The following is a 12016-nucleotide window of genomic DNA, read 5'->3' as shown; positions in this document are numbered from 1 at the left end:
ATTAAACCCTGGTGTTAGTGCGATAGCTGGCAAGTAAGGCCAGCAATTCGAGCATAACGGTTGCACCAAGAAGTGAAGTGATCTGTCCCGGGCCATCATAAGCCGGGCTGATTTCGGTCACATCGCAGCCAACCAGATTGATATTTTTTAATTCACGTAATAACTGCAATGCTTCACGGGAACTCGGGCCTCCCGCTTCCGGTGTCTCAACGGCCGGTGCAAAAGCCGGATCGACAAAGTCCATATCGAAAGTAATAAAGGTCGGAAGTCCTGCGGTTCGCTCAGCAATTTGCTGTACAACCTCACTGATTCCCTGCCTGAACAGCTCGTCGGTGGTCAGGACTTTGTATCCCAAATCGACAGACTGAGAGATATCGGTGGTGCGGAACAGCGATCCACGCAGGCCAATCTGGATAGAGTGATGGGGATCAACAATATTTTCCTCCACCGCTCTGCGGAATGGCGTTCCGGCGCTGTAACACTGATCGGCGAAGTATTTGTCCCAGGTGTCGCTGTGCGAGTCAAACTGCACCAGCGCCAGCGGGCCGTGGATCTTCGCCAGCGCTCTTAACTCTGCCAGAGTCACGGAATGGTCGCCGCCGATGGCAAAGGGCACCACACCGGCAGCGGCAATATGATGAATGGTTTCTTCAATCATCTGCAGCGATTCAATTTCATACCCCGGAACCACCGGGGAGTCGCCGACGTCTGCAATCTTCAGCGTTTCAAACACGTTAATGTTATTACGCGAGGGATTAATTGGCCGCAGCATCACCGACATTGAACGCACGGCATTTGGCGCAAAGCGGGCGCCGCTGCGATAGGGCGCGCCGGAGTCCGAAGGGATGCCGACAATGGCAGCATCCAGCCCGGTTAAATCGGTAACCAGGGGCAGGCGCATAAAGGTCGGCAGGCCGCAGAAACGAGGGGTGACAAGTGAATCTGAAAGTGGTGAGGTCATAGTGATTCCCGGATTAGCTGTATTTTTGATGGCTGCGCTCAAGGTGGGCGGCCAGCTCGGTCAGAATGGTGGTCAGCAGCAGATAGATCACCGAGGCTGCGATATAGAACTCAAATGGCCGGAAGGTGGCCGAAATGATGGTCTGCGCATACAGCGTGATGTCGATCACCGTAATAGTCGAAAGCAGCGAGGTATTTTTCAGCGCTGAAATCGCTTCATTGGTCAGCGGCGGCAGAATAATCCGGAACACCTGCGGTAAAATAATACGCCTCATGACCTCAGCGCGGGACATCCCCAACGCGGAGGCCGACTCCATCTGACTGCTTGGGATGGCGTTTAAACCGGAACGAATGATTTCGGCGACGTAAGCGCCGCTGTTCAGCGCCAGCGCAATCACTCCGGCGAAAAAAGGTGAAAAATGGATGCCAAACTGCGGAATGCCGAAATAGACAATGAACACCTGGATCAGTGCTGGGGTGCCGCGAATAAACCAGATATAAAAGCGGGAAACAGCGCGCAGAAATTTGACGCTGGATTGTTTGCCAAGCGCGGCCAGCAACCCGAAGATCCAGCTCAACACAATGGTCAGTACGGTGATGCACAGCACGGTGAAGGCAGCTTCGAGAAAACCCATGCCATAAACCTGGATATCCTGCAAAATCTGATTCATTGGTCATTCTCCTGGCTGGCAGTGATATCTTCATGCAGGATGCGGCGTAAAAACTGCTGCAGTCGCGGGCTTTTTGGTTTCGCCAGCACTTTCTGTGGCGGACCATCTTCAGCGATCACACCCTGATCGAAGAACAGCACTCTGCTGGAAACTTCCCGGGCGAAAGCGATTTCATGCGTCACCAGCAGCATGGTCATGCCGTCGTCGGCAAGGGTGGCGATCAGCGACAGCACTTCACCCACCAGTTCGGGATCTAACGCGGAAGTTGCCTCGTCAAACAGCATCAACTTTGGCTTCATCGCCAGCGCCCGTGCGATGGCAACGCGCTGCTGCTGACCTCCGGAAAGTTTTGCCGGGTAACTGTCGCGTTTAGCCAGCATGCCAACCCGCGTCAGTAACTCGTCCGCTTCGGTAATCGCCACCTTGCGCGGCATCTTTTTGACCCGCATCGGGGCTTCAATGACGTTCTCCAGTACGGTCATATGTGGCCACAGGTGATAACTCTGAAACACCATGCCAATCTGTGTGCGCAGCTGCTGCAGCTGTCCGGCATCGGGTTGCGCTCTGGCACCCTCGCGAAAATCAAAGGATAAGTTCCCGAAGTCCATAAAGCAGCTTTGCGGCATTTCCATCACGTTCAGGCAGCGTAAAAAAGTGCTCTTGCCCGATCCGCTGGCGCCAATGATTGCCACAACTTCGCCCGGCATAACTTCCAGCGCGATATTTTTCAGTACGTGCAGATCGCCGTAACTTTTATTCAGCTCTCTGATACTCAGCAGGGGTTTTATTTCAGTCATGATTATCAGCGGTCCCCTTTTTAATATACAGAGCGATATCCTGCGGTGTTCTGCTGGCCCCGTTGATTGGAGTAATATCCTGCGGACAGGCTGAGAGGATCAGCCAGATATTCATTTCGGCGGTCAGCATTATCCGGTCTCCGGCTTTTGATACCGGAGGCATCCGATCCAGTTCTCCGGAGGTTTTGAAAGGAACATTCATAAAAAGATTCAGCGATGCCGGCGTAAAAGGCAGATCAATACCCACCTCTTTCAGTGCTTCATGAAAATTATCACTGCAGCTGCGATGATATTCCTTCACGCCAAGCTGCTGATAAAGTTCTTCAGAACAGGGACACAGCAAAGTATCGTGGCGACCAGGGGTTTCATCAATGCTCAAAGTAAACATTGGGCGACGTAAGCTGCTGAATACATGCATTCCCTGTTCAAAAAAAATGTTGCTGTTCAGCGATCGGGTATGCTCCATTGCGGAATATTCCCGGGCGTTATCACTGTTAATCGCCCAGGTATCCACAACCTGACTTCCAGCACTATTTTCAATAATAATTTCCTGTCCCTGATATAACTGCAGTGCAATGCCACGGCTGGCTTTAAGGAGTAATAACTCGTACTCTGATGTTTGCTCTTTGATCATCTGTGGTCATCGCTCAAGGTAGTTAACGCCAAAAATTTTTTCTTGGCACATGAGTAAAAAGCAAAGAGAATGCCAAAAGTATTCCAAATTTGAGGGTTTCATCGTGCAAAAATTTTGCTGGATACCACAGATAATACATTTGAAAGGAATCAACATCTTAGCCGCGAATGGATTCGTACCATTACTTCAGCCTGAGATGCCTTCAGCAGAGTTAAGCTCTGAAGTCGAAGCAGTTATTTTTCGCAGTGGGGCTTTCAGCTGCTCAATGATGGAGCAATTACCGCACCTTAAAGTGATTGCCGTGCATGGTGTTGGCACAGACGGTATTGATATTCTCTCGGCCACACAAAAGGGGATCGTGATCCTGAATACGCCAGAAAAGAATACGCGCTCTGTTGCGGAGCATGCAATAGCCTTACTATTTGCCTTAAATAAAAAATTGGTCGCCAGCGATAGCGCTGTCAGGGAAAACAGATATCAGACTTTTAAATATGAAGGGGGATTGAGAGAGATATTCGGTACGACTCTGGGTATTGTTGGTTTTGGCGCAACAGGTAAAACTACCGCAGCACTTGCAAAAGCACTGGGAATGACCGTGCTGGTTCACAGCAGCAAGTCAGCTAATGAAATTGAGCAGGCCGGATTGACTAAGGTTGAAGATCTTCCTGCTTTACTTAGGAAATGTGATGCTGTGTCACTGCATATTCCGGCAACACCAGCAACCCGGCATCTGATAAATGCGGAGGCGCTTTCTCTGATGCCTGAACATGCTTTTCTGATTAATACCAGCCGGGGAGATTTAATTGATGAAACTGCGTTACTGTCTGCGCTGAAAAATAATCAAATAGCTGGTGCGGCTCTGGATGTCTTTCAGCATGAACCCTTACCAGCCGACGATCCGCTACTGTCGGCACCCAATCTGATTGTGACCCCGCATACTGCTGCGTCTACGAAACAGGCGCTGATTAATATGGCAACAGCTACGGCGGAAGGAATTATTCGCGTAACGGAAGGCCAGCTCCCTGTATCATTAGTGAATCCCCAGGTATGGGAGCGTCGTCGTCGTTAAATGGAGCTTCAGCGCCGGGCGAGCACTTCGCTCATCGGCGCAAAAATAACGCCCTGTGCTTCCAGCCGCTGCCGTAGCTGCTGTGCCATTTCCACCGCGCCGGGCGTGTCGCCATGCACACATACCGTATCGATAGCCACCTGGATTTTTTTGCCGCTGGCAGTGATGATGGCCTGCGCATCCAGCATAGTCAGTATCCGGTCACTGGCTTGCTCAGCATCGTGTAAAACCGCGCCGGGAAGTTTGCGGGACAGCAAATTGCCGTTATCGGCATAGGCCCGGTCAACATAAATTTCACGGGCCAGCGGCAGGCCAAGCTTTAATGCTGCACGTTCGGTTTCCATCCCCGGCATCACCACCATAATTAAGTCTTTATCCACTTTATAAATTGCCTGCGCGACGGCCAGAGCCAGCTCACTGTTTTCGGCAGCCATATTGCCCAGCGAACCATGGGTTTTCACATGCGATAATTTCTGTCCCTGAGTGTGGGCCAGCGCCTGCAAAGCACCAATCTGATAAATAATCTGTCGCTCAATTTGTGCCGGGCTGTCTCCCAGAATGGGGCGACGGCCAAAGCCATAAATATCATAAAAGCTGGGGTGAGCCCCCACATGTACCTTGTTTTTTTCAGCATCAGCCAGCGTGGAGAACATCACCTCAGGATCGCCAGCATGAAAGCCACAGGCGATATTGGCAGAGGTGACAATCTCCAGCATTTCAGCATCCCGGCCCATAGTCCAGGCACCAAAACTTTCACCCATATCGCAATTCAGATCTAATTTCATTCCCACTCCACAAAATACTGATTAAGGGGTCATAAAAAGAGGCTATGACTGCCGTACTGGGGGCAAGGAGCGCCCGTTGACACCATACCAATGGTATGCCAAATGTATTTTCACCGATAATCGTTTTAACTTCTGGCAGGTTGATGGGTGAAAGGTATTCCGCAGAGTCTTACCTGGAAAATAGTACCGGTTGCCGATCAGGCTGTCCTTATCGATTTTGGGGAATATATCGATCCCCAAATCAATAAACATGTGACTGACCTGGCAATCCTGATTAATCAGCAGCCGCTGGCGGGGATCAACAAAGCGGTCCCGACTTATCGTTCGCTGCTGGTTAATTATGACTCTTTACGCATACGCCAGCAGGCAGTTGTTGTTTATCTGCAGGAATTGCTCACTCAGCCTCGCCGTAAATCACCGCCGTTTCGCGCCTGGCGTATCCCAGTTTGCTATGGCGGGTCATATGGAATTGATCTGGACACGCTGGCCGGGCTGCACCAGTTGGCGCCGCAGGAAGTGATTGAGCGGCATATTAAAAGCCTTTATCGGGTGTATATGATCGGCTTTATGCCGGGTTTCACCTATTTGGGCGGCCTTGATGAAACTTTGCATACGCCGAGAAGAGAATCGCCACGGCTGAAAGTTCCGGCAGGCAGCATCAGCATCGGCGGGATGCAAACTGCAGTGGGTTCAGTCGAGGCACCCAGCGGCTGGCATCTTATTGGTAAGACTCCTTTCAGAAGTTTTACGCCTGAGCGCGAACCGGCGGTGTTATTACAGAGTGGGGACGCGGTGAGTTTTTATCCGGTCAACTCAGAAGAGTACCAGTCACTGGCTGCGCAGGGTGATTATGTCCCGAAATGGAGCTGGCAAGATGCTGAGATTTGAGGTGTTATCTCCCGGCCTGTTCACCACATTGCAGGATCTGGGACGTTTTGGTTTTGAAGACCAGGGGGTTCCGCCTGCCGGAACGATGGATGAGTTCAGCGCCTCCATTGCTAATGCGCTGGTGGATAATCCGGCTGATACCGGCGTGCTGGAGCTTACCCTGACCGGGCCAACGCTGCACCTGGCTGGTGATGCTCCTGTCTACGTGGCCCTGACCGGCCATCTGGCGATCAACCTGAACGGCAAGCCTCAGGTTGGGTATCAGTGCTTCAAATTGCAGCCGGGTGATATTTTATCCATACCGCGGGTCCTGAGCGGGGCGCGTGGTTATCTGGCCGTTGCGGGGGGATTCCGAGCCAAGCCGGTGATGGGCAGCGTTTCCACTTTGGTGCGTGCCGGGCTGGGTGGCTTTGCTGGACGCCAGCTCATCAAAGGTGACAGCCTGCCACTGCTCAGCAGCCGTAAGCCTCCGGTGATTAACCAGCTGACGCAGCGGATCCTGCCACAGCAGGAGAGACGTCCGATCCGGATGATCTGGGGGCCGCAGGATGATTATTTCTCCGATGAGGCAAAGCGTGCTTTTACCTCCAGCAGTTGGACATTGTCCGATCAGTGCGACCGCATGGGTTACCGGCTCAGCGGCATGGCGATACCCCATGAGAAGGGGTTTAATATCGTTTCTGATGCCATTGCCCGTGGCAGTATTCAGATCCCGGGTAACGGTCAGCCTATCGTGGCGATGAACGACCGCCAGACTACCGGCGGCTACCCTAAAATCGCCACAGTTATCCGTGCTGACCATGCTCGCATGGGGCAGTTTAAGCCGGGAGAGACACTCAGTTTTGAAGCGGTGTCTGTGGGGAAGGCAGAGGATCTCTGGCGGGGCAGGCAGGCGTTATTTCAGCAGTGGCTGTGGGCTATCCGGGCAGGGGAGTGAGGGAGAGTTTGGTATGAAGAGTGCTGTATTAAATATCACCTGATACGATGATTGAACCGACCTGGTTTTCCGGGAGGCTGTTCCGATATCATGAAGTACCCGTCCAAACTGCGTTGTTCCTGTCAGCGCACCGTTTGGGTGGTAAACATCAGTCTGGATGTGGAATTGCCGACCGGTAAAAGAGCTGCGTTTCATATTTAGGGGTTCTACATCGGAACCGTCGAAATTTCCGCTCCAGTTTTAGAAAAGCCCGAATTAGCGGGTTTTTTCTACACTGAGGTTTTGGCAATAAAAGAGTCGTACACCATGAAGAAATGGAATCGCCTTACAACGCCGATTTGGGACTTCCCCATAATTAGAAATTCAGTCTCCTTTTTCCCCATATCTGAATCAGGCGTCAAAATCATTGGGATATGAGGTCTTCAGTTCTTTCTGCTTTTTCCGGAAATTCGGATCTACCTGGTGTGGTAGCTGTACTTTAAGACCTTTTCTGATCTGTGAGGCGATATAAGATGTCGCTGGCCATTGGAAGTTAAGGTGATAAAAAATGGCCTGACGGAGCCGGATGCGACCGGTCATGTGCAGGAATAAGAGATGAACAGGCGTCAGAATGAAGTATTTCCCGGATTGCGCGCAGGGGGCATCCTGCTGGACACCCGGATGACAGGAAAAGTGCCAGTATGCTGCGCGCCAGGGGCGCGGTTGAGAGGGATGTCAGAGGGGAAGTACGTTTACTTCAGCGGCACGCTGGCGCGCTCAAGCAGCAGGCGGTAATATTTCTCCGCGTCGCTGACGTGCAGTTGTGGGAACTCCGTCTTCAGGTCACTGGGGCCGCCTGGAAAACGGAAAATATCCCAAGCTAAGACTATTTTCTATACAGGTCCGTACCCACAGCACGTAATGAAAGGTATTTTCTTGCCCCCAGTTTAAGGTTATTACGCCAAACGTAATCTCCGCTGGGGTTAATAAGTTCCCAACCAGGCGGACAGGTCAGGGTCAGCAGCGCACATTAAAATGATCCAAGAAATCTTTGTTCGGGGACAGTTTTAGTAACCACTACAATTTTTTACTCATAAAGACGGTCGTTCCACCTTTGAATGGTTCACGTCTGTCTATTCCATATCCGAGCGCCGCATATAATGCGATGTTCGCCTTGAACGCCTCGTTCGTCTGCAGGCGAATTTCCCCAAGCTCTGCTTGAACTGCCTTACTTTCAACATGTGCCAGCAATGTACGGCCGATTCCGATTCCCTGCCGGTGGGGATGAACCGCAACATTTTCGATCCAAAGGTGATCGACCTGGAGCCATATTTCGATCAGGCCGACCACTTCCCCTGCGACAATGGCGAGGTCAATGTCATGTTCACGGACGGCCTTTTTAAAATCGGCCGTCATCGGAGTCGGTTCACGGCCAATGACCGAAATCCATTTGGAATAGGCCGCGCGCACTATCTCACTCACCAATTCCGCTTCGTTTTCTTCTGCGCGGCGGAACGAAAGGGCGACGTCAAGCGATTTGCTCATATAAACTCCTTGAAGTTCGGCTACCACTAACATGTGCAACCTGGCAGCCTTAGCCGTTTTACAGGCGGAACTCTTATACGTTTACTCTGTCGGAGGATATTCTGAAAGGATAGTGAAGGCCATTAAATTTCATTTTATACAAGGGATTACCTTCTTGTCGTGGTTTTTTACACGATTGTCCCTCAAACCCCACGGCGGGAGTAGAATATAGTCACATTCGTTTTCTTCAGTTAGCTAATGACCCTGTGAATATAAATATTTTACTATTTCACATGGTAAAATTTGGCTGTAAGTTTCGCATCAGGACGATTTATTATTGTTTTTTTAAAGTAAAACTTCATAGCCATTGGTGCTATTCATTATGGAAAATGATAAGGAATTTAATCATGCGTGATTTAACCGTAGCCGAAGTTGAAAATGTGAGCGGCGGAGCCCTGGTAAGCAGTTTTTCTCAGGCGTTCGAAGGCGCGGTCTGGGGTTTTTTTGATGGTCTGTCCACGGGCGTAACCGTTGGTGGAAGCGCCAGCCGTAGTGCGGTATTAGGTATTATCGCTCAGGGTGTGGGTGCCGTTCTTGGTGGCGTTATCGGACCGGTTGTGGGTATTGTGATCGGTGGTCTTTGGGGCAAAGACATTGCTGCTGAATATGGAGAAAGCTTCCGTAATCGTTACGGTACAAACGGCAGCGTGACTCTGCTGTAGCCGCAATAATGCGGGTATATCAATCGTTGCAAAGCATTTGGTTTATAGTCATTCGCTTTTGAGTAAAGCGGTAATAAGCAGAAAAAACGGACTTAAAACCGCCAGAAAATAAAGTTCAAAAGCCCGGTTAAGCCGGGCTTTACTATTTGCAGCGATTGCTGTCGCTTTAAAAAAGAATTCTACCTATGAAACGGTCAGTGACCAGTGCACATAGCTTTGCCAGCGGCATTCCTGTTCCAGCAGCTCCGCTCTCAGCGGATGCGCCTCCAGCCAGCCTGCCGGTAACGTCAGGCTGAGATCGTCGTCATCAGCTTGCAGGCGTACCGCCGGTAATGTGTCATCGCGGCGGCGGCTGGCGAAGATAATAGCCAGCCGGAGCAGGCGACATAACCTTTCCGCCGTGCGCGGCGGCACGGCATTTTGCTGGCTAAGTACGGCCAGATCGATACTGTTACCCTGATTTTGCAGCAGCGTTGCCAGCAGTTTTTTCTGGGAGGGGGTAAAGCCGGGAAGGTCGAGATGGCGGATCAAATAAGCGGCATGATGAGGCGCCTGTTTGAAATCAACGCTAAGACCGATTTCATGCATCAGGCAGGCACTGTCCAGAAGATCCCGACATCGTTCATCCAGTTTCCAGCTTTGGTTGACCTGGCGTGCAAAACTTTCCGCAAGATGGCGAACGCGCTCGGCCTGATCGGCATCAATGGTGAACCGGCGCTGGATATTTTGCAGCGTGCGGCTACGAATATCGCGATCGATCGGCAGATGTAACATGCCATACACCAGGCCTTCGCGCAGCGCGCCGCCGGCCAGCGTCATGCTGTTGATGTTCAGCTCGGTGAAGATGGCGATCAGGATTGACAGGCCGCTGGGGAACACCAGCGCCCGCTCCAGCGTCAGCCCCTCAATCTCCAGCTCTTCCAGCTTGCCGCACTGAATGGCGCGCTGTTTCAACTGCTGAAGTTTGCCAAGCGTAATGCGCTCGTCCATGCCCTGAGCCATCATGATTTCCTGCAACGCCTGCACGGTGCCTGAAGCGCCAACGCAAACTTGCCAACCCTGCTCGCGCAGTTGGGCGGCAATTGGGCGGATCATTGCATGAGCGGCCTGCTCGGCCTGCTCAAAGTTTTCTTTGCCGAGATGACGATCGCCAAAATAGCGCTCAAGCCAGGTTACGCAGCCCATCGGCAGGCTGAAAAGGGAGGTCGTTTGCGAACCGCTGCCGGTTACCAACTCCGTGCTGCCGCCGCCAATATCCACAACTAATCGCTTATCCGACCCGCCGGTAGTATGCGCCACGCCCTGATAAATCAGGCGCGCTTCATCTTCACCGCTGATGACGTTAACCGGGCAGCCAAGGATTTGCTGGGCAGTTTGCAGAAAGGTCTCGGCATTCTCTGCCAGCCTGAGCGTTGCGGTGGCAACGACGCGGATTTGCTCAGCAGGAATATCCTGTAGCTGCTCGGAGAACAGCCGCAGACACTGCCAGCCGCGCTCCATCGCTTCGTCAGAAAGATGGCTGTTGCTATCAAGCCCGGCGGCCAGACGCACTTTGCGCTTGATGCGCGCTATGGTCTGGATATTGCCAGCCACCTCGCGCACCACCAACATATGGAAACTGTTCGATCCCAGATCGATAGCAGCATAGAGTGACGACGCGCTCAGCATAGGTCGTTTAACCTGGACGTTTACGGTTATTGTTGCGTGGTGCGCCGCTGCGGCGATTGTTGTTGCCACCACGACGTGGACCATTACCTGGGCGATGACGGGTTAAACGCTTCGGCGGCGGTAACTCAGTCATCAGCGCATCGCTGTTATAGCGGCTCACGGTAATGCTGTGGCCAATATACTCTTCGATAGCCGGCAGATTCAGCGCGTACTCTTCACAGGCCAGGCTGATGGAATGGCCATTTGCGCCAGCGCGACCGGTACGGCCAATGCGGTGAACGTAATCTTCACGATCGTCCGGCAGGTCGTAGTTAAATACATGCGTCACCGCAGGAATATGCAGGCCGCGTGCCGCGACGTCGGTCGCCACCAGGATATCGACATCGCCTTTGGTGAAGTCATCCAGAATGCGCAGGCGTTTTTTCTGCGCCACATCGCCGGTCAGCAGGCCAACCCGATGACCGTCCGCCGCCAGATGGCCCCAGATATCTTCACAACGATGCTTGGTGTTGGCGAAGATGATGGCGCGATCCGGCCACTCTTCTTCCAGCAGGGTTTGCAGAAGACGCATTTTTTCTTCGTTGGAAGGGTAGAAAAGCTCTTCTTTGATGCGGTGCCCGGTTTTCTGCTCAGGTTCCACTTCAACATATTCGGCGTTGTTCATGTTTTCGAACGCCAGTTCACGCACGCGGAAAGAGAGGGTTGCAGAGAACAGCATATTTAAACGTTGATTTGCCGCAGGCATCCGGCGGAACAGCCAGCGGATATCTTTAATAAAGCCGAGATCGAACATGCGATCCGCTTCATCCAGCACAACCACCTGAATTGCACCGAGGTTAACGTGATTCTGCTTAGCGTAATCGATCAGTCGACCGGTGGTGCCGATCAAAATGTCGACGCCGCTTTCCAGCACTTTCAGCTGCTTATCGTAGCCGTCACCGCCGTAAGCCAGCCCAATCTTGAGGCCGGTCGCCTGCGTCAGCGGCTCAGCATCGGCATGGATCTGCACGGCTAATTCGCGGGTTGGCGCCAGAATCAGCGCGCGTGGCTGATTGACCTGGCGGCCTTCTGGCGCAGGGTGAGAAAGGAGATGATGGAACGTTGACGTCAGAAACGCCATCGTTTTCCCGGTACCGGTTTGCGCCTGTCCCGCTACATCACGCCCTGAAAGCGTGAAAGGCAATGCCAGCGCCTGAATCGGCGTGCAGTTATGAAAGCCTTTAGTTTCAAGGGCTTCAATCACCTGAGGGTGCAGGGCGAAGTCGGAAAACTTCTGTTCAGTTAAGTGTGTTTTGCTCATAGTGTGGTAGAATATCAGCTTACTATTGCTTTACGAAAGCGTATCCGGTGAAATAAAGTCAACCTAAGTTGGCAGATTTTAC

Annotated in this window: 12 protein-coding genes and 1 pseudogene; 4 read left to right on the top strand and 9 right to left on the bottom strand. The window is 52.1% G+C overall.

Going from position 1 to position 12016, the window contains the following annotated elements; translation table 11 throughout:
• Window position 1: 1 nt before the first annotated feature.
• The 4 genes from speB to NG99_RS22825 are packed head-to-tail and all read right to left on the bottom strand — an operon-like array spanning window position 2 to window position 3062.
• Window positions 2–961, bottom strand: coding sequence for an agmatinase (speB, locus tag NG99_RS22840; RefSeq protein WP_034898159.1), 960 nt, complete (start codon window positions 959–961; stop codon window positions 2–4).
• 13 nt (window positions 962–974) lie between these two features.
• A complete protein-coding gene (locus tag NG99_RS22835) occupies window positions 975–1631 on the bottom strand; it encodes an amino acid ABC transporter permease (RefSeq protein ID WP_034898158.1) in 657 nt (218 codons plus the stop codon).
• Entirely contained in the window at window positions 1628–2428 is an 801-nt protein-coding gene (locus NG99_RS22830; protein WP_034898157.1) for an amino acid ABC transporter ATP-binding protein, read from the bottom strand. The genes NG99_RS22835 and NG99_RS22830 overlap by 4 nt, the downstream gene beginning before the upstream one ends.
• Entirely contained in the window at window positions 2421–3062 is a 642-nt protein-coding gene (locus NG99_RS22825; RefSeq protein WP_052130843.1) for a DUF1989 domain-containing protein, read from the bottom strand. The genes NG99_RS22830 and NG99_RS22825 overlap by 8 nt, the downstream gene beginning before the upstream one ends.
• 49 nt (window positions 3063–3111) lie before the next feature.
• Here NG99_RS22825 and NG99_RS22820 point away from each other — a divergent pair, with 49 nt between their 5' ends.
• Window positions 3112–4131: a hydroxyacid dehydrogenase gene (locus tag NG99_RS22820; RefSeq protein ID WP_232298357.1), complete on the top strand. Its 1020-nt coding sequence runs from the start codon at window positions 3112–3114 to the stop codon at window positions 4129–4131.
• A gap of 8 nt (window positions 4132–4139) precedes the next feature.
• On the opposite strand, the gene NG99_RS22815 is transcribed toward NG99_RS22820, so the two are convergent.
• Window positions 4140–4916, bottom strand: coding sequence for a LamB/YcsF family protein (locus NG99_RS22815; protein WP_034898156.1), 777 nt, complete (start codon window positions 4914–4916; stop codon window positions 4140–4142).
• Between the two features lie 147 nt (window positions 4917–5063).
• Between NG99_RS22815 and pxpB the strand changes: the two genes are divergently transcribed.
• Together pxpB and NG99_RS22805 are read left to right on the top strand one after the other, a co-directional pair.
• Entirely contained in the window at window positions 5064–5804 is a 741-nt protein-coding gene (gene pxpB / locus NG99_RS22810; protein ID WP_034898155.1) for a 5-oxoprolinase subunit PxpB, read from the top strand.
• Window positions 5791–6741 (top strand): 5-oxoprolinase subunit C family protein, encoded by a 951-nt coding sequence (locus NG99_RS22805; protein WP_034898154.1) that lies wholly within the window; start codon window positions 5791–5793, stop codon window positions 6739–6741. The genes pxpB and NG99_RS22805 overlap by 14 nt, the downstream gene beginning before the upstream one ends.
• A gap of 390 nt (window positions 6742–7131) precedes the next feature.
• On the opposite strand, the pseudogene NG99_RS30515 reads toward NG99_RS22805, so the two are convergent.
• Together NG99_RS30515 and NG99_RS22795 are read right to left on the bottom strand one after the other, a co-directional pair.
• Window positions 7132–7251: pseudogene (locus NG99_RS30515) on the bottom strand (immunity protein Tsi6 family protein); the annotation flags it as partial.
• Window positions 7252–7797: 546 nt separating this feature from the next.
• A complete protein-coding gene (locus NG99_RS22795; protein WP_034898152.1) occupies window positions 7798–8265 on the bottom strand; it encodes a GNAT family N-acetyltransferase in 468 nt (155 codons plus the stop codon).
• Between the two features lie 386 nt (window positions 8266–8651).
• Here NG99_RS22795 and NG99_RS22790 point away from each other — a divergent pair, with 386 nt between their 5' ends.
• Window positions 8652–8966, top strand: coding sequence for a hypothetical protein (locus NG99_RS22790; protein ID WP_034898150.1), 315 nt, complete (start codon window positions 8652–8654; stop codon window positions 8964–8966).
• A 183-nt stretch (window positions 8967–9149) separates the two neighbouring features.
• Here the strand turns inward: NG99_RS22790 and ppx are convergent, their stop codons facing one another.
• On the bottom strand, window positions 9150–10634 hold the full coding sequence (gene ppx / locus NG99_RS22785; protein ID WP_034898148.1) for an exopolyphosphatase: 1485 nt from the start codon (window positions 10632–10634) through the stop codon (window positions 9150–9152).
• 7 nt (window positions 10635–10641) lie between these two features.
• Window positions 10642–11934 (bottom strand): ATP-dependent RNA helicase RhlB, encoded by a 1293-nt coding sequence (gene rhlB, locus NG99_RS22780; RefSeq protein WP_034898146.1) that lies wholly within the window; start codon window positions 11932–11934, stop codon window positions 10642–10644.
• Between the last annotated feature and the right edge of the window lie 82 nt (window positions 11935–12016).

This window comes from Erwinia typographi (assembly GCF_000773975.1).
Classification (GTDB): Bacteria; Pseudomonadota; Gammaproteobacteria; order Enterobacterales; family Enterobacteriaceae; genus Erwinia; species Erwinia typographi.
The sequence above is the reverse complement of the archived record's forward strand: the minus strand, read 5'-3'. Positions and strand labels throughout refer to the sequence as shown.